The 22,640-nt window shown below is 47.6% G+C and carries 12 protein-coding genes; all 12 read left to right on the top strand.

What is annotated here, in order from left to right:
* The first annotated feature begins 18 nt into the window (after window positions 1–18).
* On the top strand, window positions 19–1,590 hold the full coding sequence (locus Q369_RS0101190; protein WP_031525773.1) for a SusD/RagB family nutrient-binding outer membrane lipoprotein: 1,572 nt from the start codon (window positions 19–21) through the stop codon (window positions 1,588–1,590).
* 106 nt (window positions 1,591–1,696) lie between these two features.
* Window positions 1,697–4,987, top strand: coding sequence for a VCBS repeat-containing protein (locus Q369_RS0101185; protein WP_031525771.1), 3,291 nt, complete (start codon window positions 1,697–1,699; stop codon window positions 4,985–4,987).
* Window positions 4,988–5,252: 265 nt separating this feature from the next.
* The gene (locus Q369_RS0101175; protein WP_031525770.1) at window positions 5,253–8,354 is read left to right on the top strand and encodes a SusC/RagA family TonB-linked outer membrane protein; all 3,102 of its coding nucleotides are present in this window, start codon (window positions 5,253–5,255) and stop codon (window positions 8,352–8,354) included.
* Between the two features lie 8 nt (window positions 8,355–8,362).
* On the top strand, window positions 8,363–9,967 hold the full coding sequence (locus tag Q369_RS0101170; RefSeq protein WP_031525768.1) for a SusD/RagB family nutrient-binding outer membrane lipoprotein: 1,605 nt from the start codon (window positions 8,363–8,365) through the stop codon (window positions 9,965–9,967).
* Between the two features lie 136 nt (window positions 9,968–10,103).
* Window positions 10,104–13,412 carry a VCBS repeat-containing protein gene (locus tag Q369_RS0101165; RefSeq protein WP_051663859.1) on the top strand — a complete coding sequence of 1,103 codons (3,309 nt, stop codon included), beginning with the start codon at window positions 10,104–10,106 and terminating at the stop codon, window positions 13,410–13,412.
* A complete protein-coding gene (locus Q369_RS0101160; RefSeq protein ID WP_031525764.1) occupies window positions 13,412–14,725 on the top strand; it encodes a vanadium-dependent haloperoxidase in 1,314 nt (437 codons plus the stop codon). The genes Q369_RS0101165 and Q369_RS0101160 overlap by 1 nt, the downstream gene beginning before the upstream one ends.
* 76 nt (window positions 14,726–14,801) lie before the next feature.
* Window positions 14,802–15,521, top strand: coding sequence for a porin family protein (locus tag Q369_RS0101155; protein WP_031525763.1), 720 nt, complete (start codon window positions 14,802–14,804; stop codon window positions 15,519–15,521).
* A 39-nt stretch (window positions 15,522–15,560) separates the two neighbouring features.
* On the top strand, window positions 15,561–15,860 hold the full coding sequence (locus Q369_RS0101150) for a hypothetical protein (protein ID WP_157487998.1): 300 nt from the start codon (window positions 15,561–15,563) through the stop codon (window positions 15,858–15,860).
* A complete protein-coding gene (locus tag Q369_RS0101145; RefSeq protein WP_031525760.1) occupies window positions 15,857–16,420 on the top strand; it encodes a hypothetical protein in 564 nt (187 codons plus the stop codon). Before Q369_RS0101150 ends, Q369_RS0101145 begins: the two co-directional genes overlap by 4 nt.
* 202 nt (window positions 16,421–16,622) lie before the next feature.
* Window positions 16,623–17,498, top strand: a complete 876-nt coding sequence (locus tag Q369_RS0101140; protein WP_035332794.1) for a ThuA domain-containing protein — start codon at window positions 16,623–16,625, stop codon at window positions 17,496–17,498.
* A gap of 44 nt (window positions 17,499–17,542) precedes the next feature.
* A complete protein-coding gene (locus Q369_RS0101135; protein ID WP_031525758.1) occupies window positions 17,543–20,716 on the top strand; it encodes a PVC-type heme-binding CxxCH protein in 3,174 nt (1,057 codons plus the stop codon).
* 191 nt (window positions 20,717–20,907) lie between these two features.
* The gene (locus Q369_RS0101130) at window positions 20,908–22,605 is read left to right on the top strand and encodes a hypothetical protein (protein WP_031525757.1); all 1,698 of its coding nucleotides are present in this window, start codon (window positions 20,908–20,910) and stop codon (window positions 22,603–22,605) included.
* Window positions 22,606–22,640: the final 35 nt, after the last annotated feature.

Genomic DNA, 22,640 nt, shown 5'->3' with positions numbered 1-22,640 from the left:
CATTATTAGGCTACGACAATGAAAATAAATATAAAATACAAAAAGATAGCGTGCATTGGACTGATAGCTGCAACCGTCGGAATCGGCCAGGCTTGTACCGGCGATTTTGAGGAAATGAATACTAGCAAGACAAAGCTGACGACTTTGTCGGACGACGAGCTTCCATTCCTTTTTTCCCGTGCACAGCAGCAGGCATCTTACTCGAGTGGAACATACCAGATCGCGCAAAACCTGTTTGCTGATTTGTATGCGCAGTATTTTGCTACTTCCGCGACCTACTTTCCTACAGATCGCTACGCAATGCGCTTTGACTGGCTTACAGGTCACTGGAACCCGATCTACACGCAGGTGGTGCCGCAGCTGAAAACCTTGTTTGAACAAACAGATCCAAACTCGGCTGAATATGCGTTGGCGAATGTGATCTGGGTGTTTGCATTCCACAGGCTGACAGATTACTACGGTCCGATCCCTTATTCGGCAGCAGGTACCCCGGCTTTATCCATCAAATACGATTCGCAGGCTGACATTTATAAAGATTTTTTTGTCAGACTGGATGCAGCTACTGCTGTGCTGAAAGGCAAAACGAAGGAAGTTCCTTACGGAAAATTTGATTTGATCTATAAAGGCGACGTGAACAAATGGATCAAATTTGCTAACACATTACGCCTTCGTCTCGCATTGCGGATCTCAAAGGTAGATCCGGCGGAAGCCAAAAAACAGGCAGAAGCAGCTTATGCGGGCGGCATTATGACAGATATTGCAGATGACGCATATATGGGAAAAACGCAGACAGGCGACGATGCCAACGGTCTGAGCCGCATTGCGGTATGGAATGAGTTCCGTATGAGCGCATCGATGGAGTCGGTATTAAAAGGTTATGCTGATCCGCGGATTGGTGTTTATTTTCAGCCCGCCAGCGGAACGGGTACTTATGAAGGCTTGCGCAATGGTTTGACGCCCACTCAGCTGGCTGCCGCACCAAACAGCAACAACAATAACTCGAACGTAGGTACAAGATGGGCTACCGGCTCTGGCGCCGACTGGACAACTGTTTTCGACACTCCACAAAACATCCTGCATTCTGCCGAAGCTTATTTCCTGCGTGCAGAAGGTGCATTGAATGGGTGGGCAATGGGCGGAACTGCTAAGGAGCTTTATGAAAAAGGCATTACTGCTTCGATGAAGCAATGGGGCGTTTCGGATGCAGCTGCGGCGGCTTACGTCAACAGCCTGAACAAACCTGTTGCACCTGGTGATCAGCAAAATTCACCTGCTATCTCCAATATTCAGGTGAAATGGGACGATGCAGCCAGCATCGCTGTAAAACGCGAGCAGATCGGTACGCAAAAATGGCTGGCGCTGTACCCAGACGGTCTGGAAGCCTGGGCAGAAGTGAGAAGAACGCGGTTCCCTAAGCTGTACCCGGTTGTGAATTCGGACAACGAAGATTTGAAAAACGGCGCGATGATCCGCAGAATTCCGTTCCTGACCACAGAGAGGCAGACAAACGGAGCGGCAGTAAAAGAAGCCGAGGCGTTATTGGGTGGTCCTGATAAAGCGAGCACACCATTATGGTGGGACAAGAACTAGCCCCGATGGTGCTCTTGAAGTAAGCAAAAGGCGGGCTATGTGCCTGCCTTTTTGCTATTTAAATAATCCTCCTCTTTTTTGAATCGAGATTACAACTTTTGAAATAATGAAAAACAGCTTTCTGGCTCTCGTTTTATGCAGTATCCTGTTCTCCTGCCAGTCAGAAGATACCTTATTTACGCTGCTGAAACCGTCGCAGACTGGCATTGACTTCAACAACTTCATTGATGAAGATGCTTCGAATAATGTGCTGGAATACGGATATTTTTATAATGGCGGCGGGGTTGCAGCAGCCGATTTCAATAATGACGGACTCGTAGATCTTTATTTTACGGGAAATATGGTTGCCAATAAATTGTATATCAACAAAGGAAATTTTGAGTTTGAAGATGTATCGGATAAATCCGGTACTGCATTGAATGAGGGTTGGAAAACAGGTGTATCGCTGGTAGATATCAACGACGACGGCTGGATAGATATTTACGTTTGCCGCGCCGGCGCGCAAGACCCACGCCTGCGTACCAAGCTGTTGTATGTCAACAATGGGAAAACGGCCGACGGGATACCCACATTTACCGAAAAGGCAGCCGAGTACGGGCTCGATGACCGTTCTTACACTACCCAGGCAGTTTTTTTCGATTATGACAAAGATGGGGATACTGATTGTTTTCTGCTCAATCACTCGGTTCAGCAATATGCCGGCTTCAGCAACCTCATTGCCAATTACCGCCAGCAGCGAAATGATGCTTACGGAAGCAAGCTGCTGAGGAATGACAACGGAAAATTCACAGACGTGACCGATTCTTCCGGTATCGTATCGAATGTCCTTAGTTTCGGATTGGGGATCAATATCAATGATTTTAACAATGACGGCTGGCAGGATATCTACATTTCCAACGACTATAACGAAAACGACTATCTCTATCTGAATGAGAAGAACGGGCGGTTCAGGGAAGTGATCCGCGAGGCGACCGGTCACGTTTCGCTGTATTCAATGGGCACGGACGCGGCAGATATCAACAACGACGGACTTGTGGATATTCTCACGCTGGATATGCTCCCGGCCTCCAATGAGCGGATCAAGCTTACTTCCGGCGATGATAATTACGACAAATACCAGCAGCTGCTCCGCGCAGGCTTCCACGACCAGACCATGCGGAATATGCTGCAGCTGAACAGCGGCGTCAATGCCGACGGCGTGCCGGTTTTTAGCGAAATCGGTCAGCTGGCAGGTATTTCGAATACGGATTGGAGCTGGGCGGGTTTGATGGCGGATTTTGATAACGATGGCTGGAAAGACATTTTCATATCAAACGGATACGCCCGGGACTACACCAATATGGAGTTCCTGAAATACTCGACTGATCTTCAGGGGCAAGGGGGGAAGCAGCCGACACAAATGGAGATCATCGCCGAAATGCCCCCGATCGACGAACCCGATGATATCTTTCAAAATCAGAAGAATCTCACATTCGCAAAAAAAACAAAAGAATGGGGCTTTGAAAAAGGTAACCAGTCCAATGGCGCCATTTACGCCGACCTAGACAATGACGGAGACCTTGACCTGGTTATCAATAATGTAAATCAGAAAGCATTTGTATACAAAAACAATGCAGAAACGAAGCTGCCCAACAAGTACCTGAAAGTAAAGCTGGAAGCGCCCAAGTTCGCGTTCATGGCGGGAGCGAGGCTGGATTTATATTCCGATTCGCTTACGCAGACGCACAACTTTCAGCCGGTACGCGGCTTTCAGTCTGCGCAATGGGATGCGGTACATTTCGGGCTGGGCAGCGCGCAGCGTATAGATAGCCTGATTGTGTCCTGGGCGGATGGAAGCAAGCAGATTGTGAAGAATATAAAACCCGGCACACAGCTGGTGCTGAAATATACCGATGCGAGAAAGTCTTCCGGTGAACAGATCCTGCCTCAAACCAAGATATGGGAGCCGGAAAATCTCCTTGATTTTACGCATACCGAAGACCTGCGTAACGATTTTCGTGTACAAACGCTGTTACCTGCAATGCTCTCCGCCCAAGGCCCGCATTTTGCAAAAAAGGACATTAACAAGGACGGAACTGAGGATATCTATGTTGGCGGTGCGCGCGGGCAGGCCGGCGCTTTGTTCGTGAGCAAGAATGGGAAATTTGTGAAATCGCCGCAGGCTGTATTTGAATCTGATGCTGCTTTCGAAGATGCTGATATGGAATTTTTTGATGCGGACGGGGATGGAGATTCTGACTTGCTCGTGACCAGTCAGGGGTATGAGCTCAATGCGGGCGATCCGTTGTTGCTGCCGCGGCTTTATATCAACGACAATGGGAAATGGCGCAAAGCAGCAATGCCCGCGGCCGGTTTGAATGCGGCAGTAGTGGTGAGTGCCGACGTGGACAAAGACGGTGACGCGGATCTCTTTTTAGGTAGCCGGGTAACACCGGCCCTGTTTCCTGAAAGTACCGGGGGTGTTCTGCTGATCAATGACGGAACAGGGAAGTTTTCAGACCAAACCAAAACCAATGCACCTGAGCTGGCTGGCGCGGGAATGGTAACTGACGCCGTTTTTCAGGACCTGAATGGCGATGGATTTCCCGAACTGCTGCTCACTACCGACTGGGGACCTGTAAAGGTATTTGCCAATAACAAGGGAAAGCTCGCCGACGCGAGCGCAGCCTGGGCAACCAATGCACTGACCGGCTGCTGGAATACCATTGAGGGTGCTGATCTGGATGCTGACGGGGATATGGATTTTGTTGTGGGGAATATTGGGACAAACTCGCAGTGGAATGTTGTTTCTCCAAAAGGCCTATCTATGTACGCCGCGGATTTTGACAATCTTAACCGCATTGTGCCGGTGATCGGAATTACTGAAAACGGAAAGGAATTTCCTTTTGCGAGTCGCGACGAGTTGCTCGATCAGGTTCCTTCATTGAAAAAGAAGTATAATAACTATGTTACCTATTCCACCGCAGCCCTGAACGAAATACTCCCCGCGGAAAAACTGAATGCGGCCAGGAAGCTGGTGGTGAATGAATTCAGGAGCGGGGTTCTTGAAAATAATGGCGGCAAGTTTACATTCCGTCCATTGCCGGTCGAAGCCCAGTTTGCCCCTGTTTATGCCATTGCAATCACCGATATGGATGCAGACGGAAAACCGGACCTTATTCTCGGCGGTAACATCAGGCAAACACGCGTGCGGCTTGGAAAAAGTGACGCTAGTTTAATGCAGGCGTTTATCAATAAAAGTTCGCAGCAATTTTCATATCTCCCTCAATACAGCAGCGGATTTTACGTTAAAAGCGATGTGCGGGACATTGCAGTTTTGAAGGCTGGCGGAAATAATTACTTGCTGGCTGCTGTCAATAACGGGAAGATCGAGGGGTACAGGTTGAGAAAACGATAAGTTTAAAACTACCATTTTGAAAGCCCTGGTTGTTCACAGCCGGGGCTTTTTGTTGCTTGCGCCTCAGAGGTACTTATTTATACCAATCAGTTTTGTAATTGAATGTGCCGGAAAAATGATATAAAAAATAAATAATGCCCGGTACTTCATAAAATTATTTAATTACCGCAGTTTTTTAAGATATTTGCCTCATGGATAAGGTGCAATAACTTTATTCTGCATTTACCAATTTAACCAAATTAAAAATTTATTAAAGAAATAATCTATGAAAGAAAAGCTACCCGAAACCCTCTTCCGGGTTTTGTTTTCGGTGTTATTTCTTCTGGTAACTACCATTTCTGCCTTTGCTCAGGAAAGGACGATTACCGGTAAGATCTTGGATGAAAAAGACCAGGGGTTGCCTGGCGCTTCCGTGACCGTAAAAGGAACCACAAAAGGAGCAAATGCGGATGTTGACGGTAATTTCAGTCTGGCCGGTGTAAAAGATTCCGACGTAATCGTGATCAGCTCGATCGGGTACATGAAGCAGGAAGTTACAGTGGGAGCACAAAGCTCGATTAGTGTGAAGCTGCAACCTGACGTAGCTAACCTGGAAGAAGTTGTTGTAACTGCCTTGGGTATCTCCAAAGATGCCAGAAAGCTAGGATACTCGGTAACTACAATAGGCGGGGAAGTAATGACCAAAGCCCGCGAAACCAACGTAGCCAACTCACTCGCCGGACGTGTTGCCGGTTTGAATGTGAAAGGTACAAGCAGCGGCCCTGGTGGAACTGCCAAGATCCTGATGCGCGGTATGCCAAGTATGAACTCGGCGGGTTCTCCATTGATCGTGATCAACGGCGTGCCGATGGATAACACGCAGCGCGGAAGTGCAGGGGAGTGGGGTGGAGCAGATGGTGGAGATGGAATCGGTAACCTTAACCCGGACGATATTGAGTCGATGACCGTTTTGAAAGGTCAGGCTGCGTCTGCATTGTTTGGTGCGCGTGCGTCCAATGGTGTTATTTTGGTTAAAACGAAAGCGGGGAAAAAAGGTGATTTCTCTGTAGATTACAATTTGAACTACTCCCTCGATGAGCCTCGCAACATGACCGATTTTCAATATGAATTCGGTCAGGGAGATGGCGGTATGAAACCGACTACAGCCGTGGCTGCACAGCAAACTGCCCGCCAGGCATGGGGTGCCAGGCTAGACGGTTCACAAGTGATCCAGTTTGACGGTAATAGTTATGCTTACTCTGCCCAAAGAGACAATATCAAGAACTTCTATCGCATGGGTTCCAACTTCACAAACAGTGTGGCGGTGACCAAAGGTGGCGACAATGGATCATTCCGGTTATCGCTTGCGAATCTTGATACCAAATCGATTATTGAAAATAGTGGATTAGGCAGAAAAACAATCAACCTGACAGCGGATCAGAACATTACCAAGCGGCTGAGTATTAATGTAATGGCGAATTACATTGACGAAAAAATAAAAGGTAAGCCTGTTTTGAGCGATGGTCCGATGAATGCCAACAACGGTATTTTCCTTGCACCAAACATCGATCAGCGCATTCTCGCGCCGGGCTTCAATCCTGAAACAGGAAAAGAAATCGTTTTCAGTGATGACGAATATGTTACAAACCCGTACTTCGTTGTTAACCAGTTTGTTAATGACGTAAAAAGGAAACGTTTGATTTCTGCTGTTGCGGTGAAATATCAGTTCGCTGACTGGATCTATGCACAGGCAAGAGTTGGTTATGACAATGCGAATGACCGTATTTTTAAAGTAACTCCTTGGGGAACAGGTTTTTCTCAGAATGGTAGAGGCGCGCTGGATGAACTTTCCAATGCACAGCGTACAGAAATCAATGTAGATGGTCTGTTGGGTGTTACAAAAAGCATCGGCGAAGATTTCACGGTGGACGCGATCCTCGGTGCAAACCTTCGTAAAAACCAGTATGAAAAAGTGCAGATCGGTGGTAGTCCTTTTGTGCTTCCTTATTTGTACAGCTGGAATAACGTGGTGAATTTCAACAGGAACTACGAAGTGCAGAATAGTGAAGTGCAGTCAGCCTACTACAGTGTTGATCTCGGATACAAGGGAATCCTGAATTTGACCACAACCGGCCGTTATGATTCATATTCTACGCTGCCAAACAGTGCAAGAAGCATTTTTACACCTTCTGTAACAGGTTCGTTCATCTTTACAGATCTTTTGAACTCATCTACACTTAGCTTCGGTAAGGTTCGTGCTTCTTACGCCCGTACGAGCGGAGAGCCCGCGACGCCTTATGGAACTGCTATCTATTATGGTGTAGGCAACTCCTTTAACGGCGTTCCGACAGGTAATTTCAGCGATGAGCTTCCAAACTTGTTCCTGAAACCATTTACGAAAAGTGAGGTTGAAGTTGGATTTGAGTTGAAATTTTTTGGAAGCCGTCTTGGACTGGATGTTTCTTACTACAATCAGAAAACGAAAAATGAAATCATGCCTGCCACATACAGCAGTGCAACAGGTTACGTAAGAGGTGTGGTAGGGTCTGGTTCAGTTCAAAACAGAGGTTTGGAAGTAATGGTGACAGGCTCACCGGTAAGAACTTCGAAATTTGACTGGAATGTATCTTTCAACCTGACATCAGTTAGAAACAAGATCCTGAGCACAGATCAGGATAACCTTGACATTAACCTGGGTTCTAACCGTGCCACATTGGGTAATGCGGTAACGGCGTTCGTAGTGGGAGAGGCTGGCCCTCAGATTCGGGCGTACGATTACAAGTATCACGCAAATGGGCAGATCATTGTAGATGCTTCCGGTTTACCTGTTCGCGATGACAAACTGACCAGCTTCGGATCGGTATTGCCTACATTGTATGGCGGACTAAATAACGACATCAGATTGGGCGATTTCAACTTTGGTGTTCTGGTTGATTACAACTACGGTAACAAGATCCTTTCTGCAACCGAGAACTACACTTACAGAAACGGTTTGAACAAAGCGACATTGGTGGGCCGCGAAACCGGTGTAACTACGGGCGTTACCGAATCGGGAGCTCCTAACACGGTAACTGCATCCGCGAGAGCTTACTATACAGCTCTGGCAAATAATGTCACGGGAATCAGTGTCGTGGACGGCGACTTTATCAAACTTCGCCAGCTTACATTAGGCTACAACCTGCCAGCCAAGATGGTAGAAAAATGGCCTTTGATCCGTGCTGTGAACATTTCTCTGGTGGGACGTAATTTGTTGTACTTCACAAGAGAAACCAAGAATATTGATCCGGAAGCTACTTTCGGTGCCAACCTGAGATACGCGGGTATCGAAGGAACCAGTTTACCTGCAACGCGCAATTATGGTGTGAATGTAAACTTCAAGTTTAAATGAAAATCGACATGAAAAAGAGTATTATAAGTATGATCGTTTTAGCAGGGCTGCTTCCGTTGTCCTGTACAGATAGCTTTGACGACCTGAACACCGACCCGACCAAAGCAACAGGTGAAACATTTGATGCCAACTTGCTATTGCCATCTGTTCAGTACAATTATGTGGATGCCACGGCAGGTTATAATGGTGGGATCCTGTTCCAGAGCATGTGGGTGCAGATTTTAGCATCTACAACTTCCGGCGCAGCCAATTATTACTCTAATGGCGACAAATACGGTATTTCGAGCAATACCAACTCGTATCTGGCTAGCACATGGAATAGGGGTTTCCGCGCAGCCAGCCTTGCTTATGAAATGGAGCAGCTTTCGAAAGACAAGCCAGCACTTGTAAACCTGATGAACATTGCCATTATAATGCAGGTACAGAGCATTGCAACAATCTCCGACACTTACGGGGACGTACCTTATACTGAGGCGCTGCAAGCGAAAACGGGCATTACATTGCCGGCATATGATACGCAGGAGGCAGTTTATAAATCATTGCTGACAAGATTGGAAGCAGCCGTGGGTGCTTTGAATGCTGATGCAGCCATTCCAACCAACGACTCATTTGAAGGTTATGAAGGGAACATTGTAAAATGGAAGAAGTACGGTTACTCGCTGATGCTGAAACTGGCGATGCGTTTGACGAAGGCAGATCCTGCCACCGCCAAAGCTTATGCAGAGAAAGCAGCAGCAGGCGGCACATTTGCGAGCGTGGCTGATGATGCATATATCATTATGGACGAAGCTAATGGTTATAATAATGGTAATGGAGCAGCTTTGTCTACACCAGCAGATATTTATCAGGTAAGATGGAGCAAGACGATGATTGATTATCTGAAAGCTACGAATGATCCACGCCTAGGCAGAATTGCAGAGGTTCCTGCGCCTGGCTTGACAGCTAATCAGTCGATCACTTCCGCAGGCGATAACACACCGGAAGCTCAGTTGGGCCTTCCAAACGGGTATGACCTGAATGGCGGTGCAACGGACATTTCAAGAAGCGCCGGCTATCCCGGCGGCACCGGAGCAGGGGCAAATGTGACGCCAATCGGCCGTTACTCACGTCCGACCTCAATTTACCGGTCAAGAAGCGCACCACTTTTCGTGCTTACCTATGCTGAAACTGAATTGCTGCTTGCAGAAGCCGTAACAAGAGGTTATGCAGTTGGCGGAACGGCAGCGGCACATTACAAGAATGGTGTCTCTGCTGGTATTCAGTCACTTGGTAAGTATGGTGCAGCTGCTGCGATCACACCTGCGGTGGCGGACGCTTATGCAACAGCGCACCCGCTTGTGCCTGCGAATGCTCTGAAACAGATCAATGAGCAGATATGGGCTACAACAGGTATCTTGTTCAACTTCACAGAATCCTGGAACAACTGGAAGCGTTCTGGTTACCCTGAATTGAAACCTGTCAACTATGTAGGTAACTTCTCAGGAGGAACGATTCCAAGAAGACAGCCTTACCCAACCACAGAGGCTGCTCAGAACGGAGCCAATTATGGCGAAGCAGTAGGCAGACTTTCCAGCGGAGACAACTGGGTTTCCCGCATCTGGTGGGATAAATAATATTAAAGGGGTAAGGAATATAAATTTTCTTACCCCTTTGAAATAAAATGACTGTGCTAAGTTTTAACTTCAACCAAAAGTTGAAGTTTTTTGATTTTAGGTAAATCTCCTCCTGAAACTGGTAATGCTGCATTAAATGAATAACAAGAGCAGGTATTTCTGTTTTCTTTTTACCCTTCTTTTCGCCTCTCCATTGCTGCTAAGAGGCCAGCAGCCGCTTTTCCGCCTGCTTCCACCCAAGCTGACCGGGGTAGACTTCGTCAATCCGATCAATGAGGACGAGCGCAGCAATGTAATGTCCTACGAGTACTTCTATAATGGCGGCGGTGTGGCTGTCGGCGATATCAATAATGACGGTTTCGACGATCTTTTTTTTACTTCCAATGCAGGTCCGAACAAACTATACCTGAACCTCGGCGCGAAGGGACAGCTGATGAAATTCAGGGATATTACCAGCTCTGCGGGAAAAGGATTGGAGGGACGAAAGGGCGGCTGGAAAACGGGCGTGACAATGGCGGATGTGAATGGCGACGGGCTCCTGGACATTCACGTGTGCTACTCGGGGAAAGTATCCGACGAATTGCGCAAAAACCAGCTTTTTATCAATCAGGGGAATTTGAAATTCGTCGAACAGGCGCAGGAATACGGACTGGATAATGTAAGTTACAGTACACAGGCAGCCTTTTTTGATTATGATAATGACGGAGACCTGGATATGCTGCTGCTCAATCACAGCGTCAAAAAGATCGATAACATGGAACTGGCGCGGGCGAAGCAGGAAACCGACGCGCTGGCTGGCAACAAGCTTTTTGAAAATCAGAATAACAAATTCACAGAAGTTACGCAAAAAGCAGGTATTCACCAGTACCCGCTCACATTTGGACTGGGAATGGCCATTTCGGATGTGAACCAGGACGGGTGGCAGGATATCTACGTCACCAACGATTACAACGAGCAGGATTACCTATACATCAACAACAAAAACGGTACGTTCACGGATGTTACCAAAGAGTATTTCAGGCATATCGCCCAATTTTCAATGGGCGTCGACATTGCCGATTTTAATAACGACGGACTGCCCGACATTATGTCGCTCGATATGCTGCCCGAGGACAATCAACGGCAAAAATTGCTTCAATTACAGGAGAATTACGAGTCTTTTGAATTGATGACCAACCAGAACCTGCACAAGCAGTATATGCGGAATATGCTGCAGCTGAATAATGGGAACGGTACATTCAGCGAAATAGCCCAGTTTGCGGGAGTTTCCAACACGGATTGGAGCTGGAGTCCGCTGCTGGCTGATTTTGATAATGATGGTTTTAAAGATCTCTTTGTTTCAAATGGTTATTTCAGGGATTATACCAATAAAGATTTCCTGCGCTACTGGGGCGATTACAAGATCAAGCGGGCTGTGGATAAAGAGCCGTTTTACCTGATGGACCTGGTGAAAGCGATGCCTTCGACCAAGCTTGCCAACTATATTTTCAGGAACAACCGTGACCTTACTTTTGCTAAAATGCAGGATAAATGGGGGCTGGACCAACCTTCGGTTTCAAGCGGGGCGGTGTATGCAGACCTGGACAATGACGGCGACCTCGACCTGGTCGTGAACAACATCAACGAACCTGCGTTTGTCTACGAGAATACAGGGAGCGAATCAAGAGAAACGCATTGGCTGCAAATCAAGGTGAAGCAGACTGGTGCTAATACCGCTGGTACCGGCTCGCGCGTTTACGTTTATACTCCTTCGGGAATGCAGTACCAGGAGGTTAACCAAAACAGGGGCTATTTATCCAGCTTGCCTCAGCGGCTGCATTTCGGACTGGGAAAAGAGGCAGCTGCCGATTCGGTGAAGGTCATTTTCCCGGACGGATCTTCTAAAATGCTGCGTGCAGTGAAAGGCGATCAGCTGCTGGTCGTGGAACCTGATAGAGGATTAGAAAAAGAAGCTGCTGCCGCGGAAGCTGCGTCTGTCTTTCAGAATGCAGGCGATTTGATCACGCATGTTCATGAGGGTTTCAATGAAAATGATTTCAAAAGGCAGCCGCTGATGCTGACGATGTATTCTCAAACTGGCCCTGTTATCGCAAAGGGTGATGTGAATAAGGATGGTTTTGAAGATATTTTTATCAGCGGCGACCAGAATAAGCAGGCTAAAATCCATTTGCAAAAAACCAACGGTACTTTCGTGCGGTTGCCCGGATTTTCAATCGGCGACGAGAATGTATCCGCTACGTCGGCTGCTGCCTTTTTTGATGCAAATGGCGACGGGTATGATGATCTTTACGTGGCAAAAGGCGGTTACTCGATGTTTGAGCCGAACACTTTTTCACTGCAGGATGAAATTTACATGAGCGACGGAAAAGGGCAGTTGAGCCTTTCGGTACTGTCATTGCCCAATCTGAAAGCGAGCAGCAAATCTTGTGTTCGTCCTTTTGATTTTGATAAAGACGGCGATATAGACTTGTTTGTCGGCGGCCGCGTGATTCCGGGCAGGTACCCCGAGGCGCCGGTTTCCTTTTTGTTGTTAAATGACGGTAAAGGGAATTTCACAGTGAAAGAATCGCCATTCTTCAAAATAGGAATGGTAACAGACGCGCAATGGGGTGATCTGAATGGTGACGGAAATGCAGAGCTAGTAATCTGCGGTGAAATGATGCCGCTGAAAATATTCTCTTTCAACGGGAAGGATTTTGAAGATCAGACGGCAAGTTACCTGGGCGAGGAGATCAGTGGATTCTGGTCGGCATTAAAGCTCGAAGATCTGAATGGCGACGGCAAACCCGACATTATCGCAGGGAATATGGGACTGAACTCGCAGATCAAAGCCAGCAAAGAAGAGCCAGCAGAGTTGTATTTCGCTGATTTTGACAAAAACGGCTCCATTGATCCTTTCTTCAATTTTTACGTACAAGGCAAGTCGTTCCCTTTCGTAAGCCGCGACGAACTGAACGATCAGATCTATCCGATGCGCAAGAAGTTTCCTTTCTACCGCGACTATGCGAATGCATCGATCCAGGAAGTTTTCTCCAAAGAAGATCTTGAAAAATCCACGAAACTGGAAGTAAATGAGACCAGAAGCCTTTGCTTCCTGAGCACAAACGGGAAGTTTGAAAAAACGGTCCTGCCTTTGCAGGCGCAATTTGCACCAGTATGCTCCATTTTGGTTGAGGATTATACTGGGGATGGTAAAAAGGATGTTTTGCTGCTTGGCAACAAGACCGATAACAGGCTTAAAATCGGTAGTATGGATGCTAATTTTGGCTGTTTGCTCACAGGGAACGGACAAGGTGCATTCAGTTACGTGAGTCAGCCGGTTTCAGGATTGTCTGTGCGGGGCGATGTAAAAACCGCATTTAACATCCGGATCAACAAGCAGCCTTTTGTCACAATAGGCGCTTTTAATGAAACACTCCAGTTTTACAGGTACAACAACAAATAATGCGCAGGTTAATACTGTTTTTGCTTCTTCTGAGCCAGGTTGTTTTTGCCGGAAAGGGCAAGGAAGATCTCCGCATGCATTTGCAGCCGGCTGTTTTTTCTGTTACCATGGTGATGATCCACGACGTGGTAAATCCGCCCGCTGCCAGCCGTTTCTACACCTATTGCTTAATGGGCGCCTATGAGATCGCGGCGAAGAACAACAAGCAGATCGTTTCACCTTCAAATTTTGTCAAAGGTTTGCAGCCGGTTACGGTGGCAGACAAAGGCTGTAACTACCAGATTGCGGCCTTGTACTGCATTCTCGAAACAGGCCGGTTGATTATTCCTTCGGGATATATGCTCGAAGAGGACCAGAAGAAGCTCGTGATCAGTTTGCTGCGGGAGGGCTACTCGCAGAAGGAGATCGACGGGGCTATACAGGTGGCGCAGGATGTTGCCAAACAGGTTGCGGCAGGTGCGGCAACGGACGGATATCTCAAACTGAGCACCAGAGTGCGGTACCGGCCTAAAAAAGGTGAGGCATACTGGTACCCGACGCCGCCGGGCTACATAGAGGGCGTGGAGCCGCATTGGCAGACGATCCGGCCGATGATCATCGATTCGAGCGCGCAATTTGTACCCAAACCACCGGTGGAATTCAGCAAGGATACTACCAGCGCGTTTTACAAACTGGCCAGGGAGGTTTACCTAGCCGGAAAGAACTTGAAGGAAGATGAACGCTTTATCGCTTCTTACTGGGATTGCAATCCATTCGCGATCAATACCTCGGGCCACATGTCCATTGGTTTTAAGAAGATCAGTCCTGGCGGGCATTGGATGAATATTACCGGGATAGCAACCACCAAAGCCAGGCTGGATCTGGACAAAGGCATTATGGTGCACGCCATTGCAGCGGCGACTTTGATGGACGGGTTCATCAGTTGCTGGGATGAAAAGTACAGGAGCAGCCGCGTCCGGCCGGAAACGGTGATCAACCGGTCGATGGACCCTAAATGGCAGCCGCTCCTGCAAACACCTCCATTTCCCGAGTACACCAGCGGGCATAGTGTGATCTCAACAGCTGTCGCCGAAGCACTTACTTACCTGCTCGGTGACAATTTCACGTTCCGGGATGACACCGAAGTGATTTTCGACTTGCCTACACGTGATTTCAAATCGTTCAGACAAGCTGCGGAAGAAGCTGCAATTTCACGTCTGTACGGCGGGATACATTACCGCGACGCCATTGAGAACGGGCAGGAGCAAGGGAAAGCGATTGGCCGGTTTGTTGTAGAGAAGCTCAGAACCAACGGCATCAAGCCGGTACTCTGACATTAAGTACCGGTTGGTAATCAAACTTGGCCCAAAATTGGATAGTTTTGGACTCTGTATAAAGCTAATTTCCATTATGATCAGAGCACTTTCACTGCTTCTTGCATTCGTTTTTTCAGCCGGCTGTTTATTTGGGCAAAACCCGGCGGGCGCGGAGTGGAGAAAGGACAGAGAAGCGGCAGCAGTGTTGGTGAAAGAGAAAGACGCAAATGTCAACAAGCCCCCCAGGTGGGAGTATGGATTAAATGGCGGTTATGCTTACCGGCTTTTCAGGCCAGGCAGGATCTCGGATCTGGCGACTAAGAACTACATAGATGATCTGAAATCGGGATTTGCGGCGGGTGCAAATGTCTCTTATTTTCACTGGGAAAAAGTCGGCTTCGGGCTTCAATATGAGTACTACCAGGGAGAGGCAGCGGCTGCGGATGGTTTGAAAGAAAACGTAACGATCCAGCATTTGAGCGGCTCGGTGATCTACCGGCATTATTTGAAAAATCACACCACTTCGGTACTGAGCTCATTTATGCTCGGGTACCAGCCGTATCAGAACAAAGCTGCATTGGGCGCAGAGCAACTTACATTCACAGGCAAGACAATGGGCTGGGGTATCAGCGTCGGGCTGGAACAAAAGATCAGCAGGCATTTTGCCCTTAATCTTACCGGCAGCGCCATGATGGGAGCGATTTACAGAATGAAGCGAAAAACGGGTATCAGTACCCAAACACTCCATTTATCCAAAGACGACAGTGTCGATCTCTCCCGCGCTTCCCTGACACTGGGATTGCGTTTTTTTTAGTGGCTTCTTTACATTAACACACACACTAATTGCATGAAGATGAACAAGTTCGTAATGTTATTAGGCGTAGGCTTAATATGTTTTTTCCTTATCTATGTGATCATTAATCAGGCTGTGAGTATCTCCTATCTGAGAGCAGGACTTGAAAGTACAGAGAAAAGCCTGAACCTTGTAATTAAGTTGGTTAACTCGACAGATCTTACGAAAGATCAAATCATCAAAATTTTAGAGACTGATACGCTGCTTTCAGGCAATCGCATTTTTGGAGATACAATAGAGATTGATGAGGTTGATCTCATCTTTCAAAATAATCGACTTAAAAGTATTTCAGTCAGATGATTAATGTTGATCCTCCATTATACATTCTCCTGCTCGCAATGCAGCTTTTTACGAAACCAATTGAGAAAGAAAGTTCTTTGAGTAACCGCGAGATAGCAATAGAAATTTACTTACTAGAGTCGGACAAAATAAGGTACTCGGACAACAGCATGGCATTCTATCCTGACGAGTCAGATCTCCCCCTTTTGCCCTTAATAACAAACGAGGAAATAGTCTCATATCGGAAGAAGGTGCCTTCCTCACAAGATGATACTGTTTACCTGCTAAGATTGAATAAGACCGGGATTGAAAAAATTAGGAAGTTGACAAATGTTCAGATAAGTAGGGGCAGGCCATTTGCGATCTGTATCAATAGAAAGCCTGTATTTGGCGGCTATTTCTGGCAATCATTTTCGTCCTACTCCTGTGACTGGATCGTTATTCCACTAGATTTTGCATCCGGTGAATTATCAATTTTGAATGGCTACCCGTCTACAAAGTTTTCTCGTGTAGATGAGGATCTAAGAAAGAGTAGTGTTCTTAGCGAAGCTTTCGAAGATAGAAGCCGTTCTAATAAATAATTTTCTCAATCGCTTTCATGGAGTTTATTGCTTTTCAACTAGCACTAAGTAAGGGAAAAATTGGATTTGGGAGTCTTCTTAGTATAGGTGTTATATCTTTCCGGAAAATTTCAGAGTAAACCTGAATAGGATGCTGGCAATGCAAGGTATTCCGTTACTTTGGATCTTAATTCTAAACTCTTAAAAGGCTGACCTTAATCGCATGAGAAAATTGCTTCCCTGCGGCCGCCCCTGGCTGCTGATTTTTGCATTACTTTCCATTTCTTTATTTACAAACGGCGTTGTTAAGGCGCAGAAAAAGAAGCCGGTAGTCGTTTTCGTCACCGGCGATCACGAGTATAGCGGCGAAGAGACACTCCCGATCCTGGCTGCCGAGCTGGAAAAGAACTATGGGATGAAAACCGTTTTCCTGAAAGCCAAAGACGGGCCTAATGACGAAAAGAATATTCCCGGTCTGGAAGCGCTGAAAGATGCAGATCTGGCCGTATTTTATCTCAGGTGGCGACAGCTGCCCCCCGACCAACTTGCGCACATTGATGCTTACTTGAAAACAGGTAAGCCGGTGATGGGTTTCCGCACCACCACTCACGCATTCAACTTTCCGAAAGGCCACGAAAGTGAGAAATGGAATGCATTCGGCGAGTTTGCATTGAATTCGCCCCCGGGATGGGGCGGGGCTGCCAAGCATACGCATTACGGTCATGAAAGCAGTACAGATGTGACCGTTATTCCGGAACAAGCAAAAAATCCGATACTTACTGGCGTGAAAGGATCTTTTCACGCGCGCTCGTGGCTGTACCGCGTACTGCCCGACTACCCGACAAAGAATTCTACCTGGCTGTTGATGGGCAAATCGGTAAATCCTGACAAGGAAGCGATCGAGAATCCGGTAGCGTGGACAGGTACCAATTCGTTCGGTGCCAAAGTTTTTATGACTACCCTCGGGCACCCGGAGGATTTTCAACTCGAACCTTTTCAGCGCCTGATCGTCAATGCAATCCACTGGGAGCTGAGTTTACCGGTTCCTAAATGGAAAGGCAAGATGAATATCGACGTTGCATACCGCGGTATGAAATAGTACCTGCATTGATCCTAATCCCAACCTTTAAGAATACCATTAAAATGTCTAAACCCAGAAGAATCAGCGTTCACGTATCGCTCATTGTATTCGGATTGGCGCTGATCGCATTCAGTGCATTCAAGTTCAATCAATCTGCTTCCATTACTCTTCAAAAAGGCGCACATATCGTTTTGCTCGGCAATAATTTAGGTTCGAGGATGATGAATTACGACAATTTTGAAACGGAACTGCACGTGCGCTATCCTCAGAATGAGCTTTTTATCCGTAATATGTGCGACGGCGGGGATACTCCTGGTTTCCGGCCGCACGCCAGCCGCAATTCACCCTGGGCTTTTCCCGGTGCTGAAAAATTCCAGACAGAACTGGCCAATCCTTCACAAAGCGAGGGGCATTTTGATACGCCAGACCAGTGGTTGACCAGACTGAAAGCCGATGTAATCGTTGCATTCTTTGGGTATAATGAATCTTTTCAGGGTAAAGCAGGGCTGGCAAATTACAAAGCTGAGCTGGACGCTTTTATCAAATATACTTTGAGCCAGAAATACAACGGCAGCACTGCACCCCAGCTCGCTATCGTTTCCCCGATTGCATTCGAGGACCTGACAGACAGGTACGATCTGCCAAACGGCAAGAAGGAAAATGAGAATTTGCTGCTGTATACCAACGCAATGAAAGAAGTTGCCGGACAGAATGGAGTGCTCTTTGTGGATGCATTCGCACCATCGCAAAAATGGTACGCTGAAACCAAGGAGCCGCTTACGATCGACGGCTCGCAGCTGAATGAAGAAGGTTATAAAAAGCTCGGGTTGCTGCTCACAGATCAGATTTTCGGTAAGTCTTCGCACAAAGCAGAAGCAAACAGAAAGCTGGTACATGAAGCGGTGGACGAGAAAAACTGGATGTGGCACAACGATTTCAAAGTCCCTAACGGCGTGCACGTGTATGGTCGGAGGTATAACCCATTTGGTCCTGATAACTATCCTGCGGAGATCGAGAAGATCCGTGAAATGACAGATATCCGCGATAAAGCAATCTGGCTGGCTGCTTCAAAAGGACAGAAAACCGATTTTGCAGCGGCCGATAAGAATACCAGGCCGCTTCCGCCGGTGAAAACGAATTTTAACCCGGAGAAAAACGGCAGTCTTACTTACCTGTACGGTCAGGATGCATTAAGCAAGCTCAAAGTGCCGCAGGGCTACAAAATCGAGCTTTTTGCTTCCGAAGAAGAGTTTCCGGATCTGGCGAAACCAATGCAAATGTCTTTTGACAACAAGGGACGGCTCTGGATCGCGACAATGCCAAGTTACCCGCATTATAAGCCAGGTGATACGAAGCCAAACGACAAGATCATTATTCTGGAAGATACCAACAATGATGGTAAGGCGGATAAACAGACTGTTTTCGCTGACGGGCTGCATTTACCGCTCGGCTTCGAGATTGCTCCGGAAGGGGTGTATGTATCTCAGGGTACAAACCTGAAATTTTTCGCAGATACCAATGGAGACGATAAGGCGGACAAAATGGAAATCCTCCTCAGCGGCTTTGATGACCATGATACGCACCACAACAGTCACGCGTTTACGGTGGATCCGTCAGGTGCAATTTACTCTGGCGAGGGCGTTTTCCTGCACACCAATGTGGAGACTTCCTACGGGCCAGTACGTGCTACCAACGGAGGTTTTTACAGATATGCACCGCAGTTGAAGAAACTGGAACGTACCGCACAATTGTCGATCCCGAATCCCTGGGGTATTGCATTCGACGATTGGGGACAACCGTTTTTTGCCGAAACTTCCAGCCCTGATGTACGTTGGATGCTGCCGGGTACTGTGTTGCCGAGATATGGAGAAGCTACCCACAAATCCGTGCAGCTCGTGGAAGAAAAGCACCGCGTACGTCCGACGTCGGGCCTTGAATTCGTATCCAGCCGCCATTTCCCGGATGAGCTGCAAGGCGATTTCCTGATCAATAACACCATTGGATTTTTGGGTACAAAAGAGCATACGCTGGTAGATGACGGCACAGGTTATAAGAGCCGCCACCGCCAGGATCTCGTTGTAAGTGAAGACCGTAATTTCCGACCTGTTGACATGGAATTTGCGCCCGACGGCTCGTTGTACGTGATTGACTGGCACAATATCCTGATCGGCCACATGCAGCACAATGCGCGCGACCCGTTGCGTGACCATTCGCACGGTCGTGTTTACCGCATTACTTACCCGTCACGTCCGCTGGTGACGCCTGCCAAAGTAGCAGGTGCGAGCATTGAAGAACTTCTGAACAACCTGAAACTGCCGGAGTACCGCACCAGATACCGGACAAGAAGGGAGCTGAGAGGACGGAATGCAAATGAGGTTTTGACCAAAATGAATACCTGGATCGCCGGACTGGACAAAAACGATCCGAAATACGAGCACCACTTGCTGGAAGGGCTGTGGGTAAGCTGGGGATTGAACAAGGTAGACCAGAAGCTGCTGAAACAATTACTGAAAGCGAAAGACTACCACGCGCGGGCTGCTGCCGTAGAGGTGGTACGTTACACAGGTCACCAGGTACCGGATCAGGCTGCATTGCTGATGCAGGCGGTCAGGGATGAAAACAGCCGGGTACGTCTGGTTGCCATTGTTGCGGCTTCGTGGATCGGTAAAGAAAAAGGGTTACCGATTTTGGCCGAAGCTAAAAAAATGCCGCTTGACGATTGGATGATCCACGCGTGGGAAGCCGCAGATGCGCATTTGAATGATCGGAATGTCAAGAAGGAAAAAGAAGAAGTTGCACAAACGGCGCTGAAAGGCAACGATCTGATCTTGTTCAACCAGGGCAGACAGATTTACGCCAAAGAAGGTTACTGCGCGACTTGCCACCAGCCCGACGGTAAAGGATTGGCTGCGGCAGGGTTCCCTCCGCTTACCAACACCAATTGGGTGCTCGGAAGCGACGAGCGGCTGATCAAGCTGGCTTTGAAGGGATTGCTGGGACCTATTGAGGTAAATGGGCAGAAGTATCCTGGACAGGTACCAATGACGCCTTTTGGCGGGCTTCTGAAAGACGATGAAATGGCAGCTGTGCTCACGTATGTTCGAAATTCGTTCGGAAATAAGGGTCCTGCTATTACTCCGGAGAAGGTGAAGCAGGTACGTGCCGCCACCGAGAGTAAGAAGGACTTCTACTCGCCTGATCAGTTGCTGAAAGAGCACCCAATGGAGAAAATGTAATAGAATGCAGCGTATAAACGCAAAGAGCGGCCCAGGGCCGCTCTTTGCGTTTATACGCTGCATGGTGCCTTTGCCTAAGATTTGCCGGAAAGTTTGAGATTAAAGGCGTTAATCTTTTAGATTTGTCTTCCGCAGTCTGGCTCCTTCACACAACAGGCCGCTGCCTGACTCTCATCTATTAGGTTAAATTTATGCAGCGATTCTTAGCGGGCATTGTGATAGTCCTTGTTGCCCTTGGCTACTTCGTGTACAATTATTATTACGCAGTTAACTTCCCGTATCAGGACGATTTTCTCCTCATTCAGTTTATCGAAACGATCTCGCAGGGCGGGCTGGGTATTTTAGGCGTTACTAAGGAGCTTTTCAGAACATTTAACGACCACAAAGCAGCTGTGCCGCGGTTTGTGTCGCTGATCAACTATCATTTGACAGGGTATCTCGATTTCCGGGCCTACATTGTCATTGTTTCGATTAATGTCTGCTATATCTTCTACTTTTTATACCTGCAATTCCGGAAGTTAGATTTGTCGCTTTGGTACTTTGTGCCGGCAGCATTCCTGTTTTTCCAGCCGCTTTATCACGAGATCTCAAACTGGGCACTGACGGGAATGCAGCATTCTTTTCTGACTGCATTTACAGTTACTGCGATCATGCTCGTCGCCCGGCGCACCAGCGGCGCTTTTCTTGGTGCGATGTTCTGCTGCTTCCTGGCAACTTTTACGCACGGTAACGGGATACTTTCATTTCCGGCGATCATCTTCTATTTTCTGTGCATCAAGGATTTCAGGGGCGCGGTGATGACATCTGTATTTATGATCGGGTGTTTTCTAATTTACATTGTCGGCTACGAATCAGGGCAGGCGGGAAAGCTGCCTACCAGCGTAATCAGCTTTCTTTCCTCGTTATTCGGTTTAATCGGTTCGAGTATGTCACTGTGGTCAGCTCCGGTGCTTTGGTCGGCAGTTTGGGGGATTCTGATCGTTGCTTTTGTTCTCTTCATTGTTGTTAAAATCGCTCGAACTTACTTCAACAAACCGGTGGTTATCAAGCCAGGTACTGTTGAGCTGGTCGCCCTTTTTGCATTCATCTTCATTACCAGCTTTGTGGTGGCGCTGTTCCGGTCGTGGGCGGGCAGCACGATCGCAAGTCGCTTTCAGATATACGCTTCACTAGCCACGGTCATTTTTTACCTGTTACTGCTCAGTTATTCACCATTTTTCCGGCGAATGCGGGTAGTGTCTATTGGGATTGGCCTCAGCGCGTTCTACTGCATTTATTCCTATTACAAATTCACGGGAATGGTGGCCGGGCAGAAAACGGTTTATCTCGCAGATGTTTACAACTGGAAAACCAATCATAATATGTTTTCAGTTGAAAAGTCTATTCTCCGGAATGCGGATTTCTATCTCACGCCAGCTTACCGGAAAGGCTTTTTCAGGCTCCCGCAGCCTGTTGTTGAAAAGGCACAGCTGGATTCCATGTTTGCTGCGCAGGCTTCTGCGGCAACGGATCACGGCATATATTTGGAAGAATGGGAAGTGGATCGCGTTACCAGGGATACCACGGAGCTACTTACGTACTATTTTGTTTCAAGTACAGTTTTGCCGGTTAGGAAAGGGCTTGCTGGCGACCGGTTTATGGTTTTGAAAGACCGTGCCAGCGGACAGGTGCACCTGGTGAATGCCAATCCAAAGGTGGAAGCCAGAAAAGAGATCTTGACATCCGGAAGTTATTACAAACCTGGTTTCAATGTCCTTTTCCGGATCGACGATCTGGTGACAGGCAGCTATGACCTGGGCATTCTGGATGTGGAGGACGATTACACGAAAGCGTTTTACCGGCTCGACAAAGCGCTTGTTGTCACCGCCAGCAGCATCGTGCTGCAATAGGTATAAAAACCGTTCTTCCGCATTATTTTACCGCT

This window comes from Dyadobacter crusticola DSM 16708 (assembly GCF_000701505.1).
GTDB classification, from domain to species: domain Bacteria; phylum Bacteroidota; class Bacteroidia; order Cytophagales; family Spirosomataceae; genus Dyadobacter; species Dyadobacter crusticola.
The sequence above is the reverse complement of the archived record's forward strand: the minus strand, read 5'-3'. Positions and strand labels throughout refer to the sequence as shown.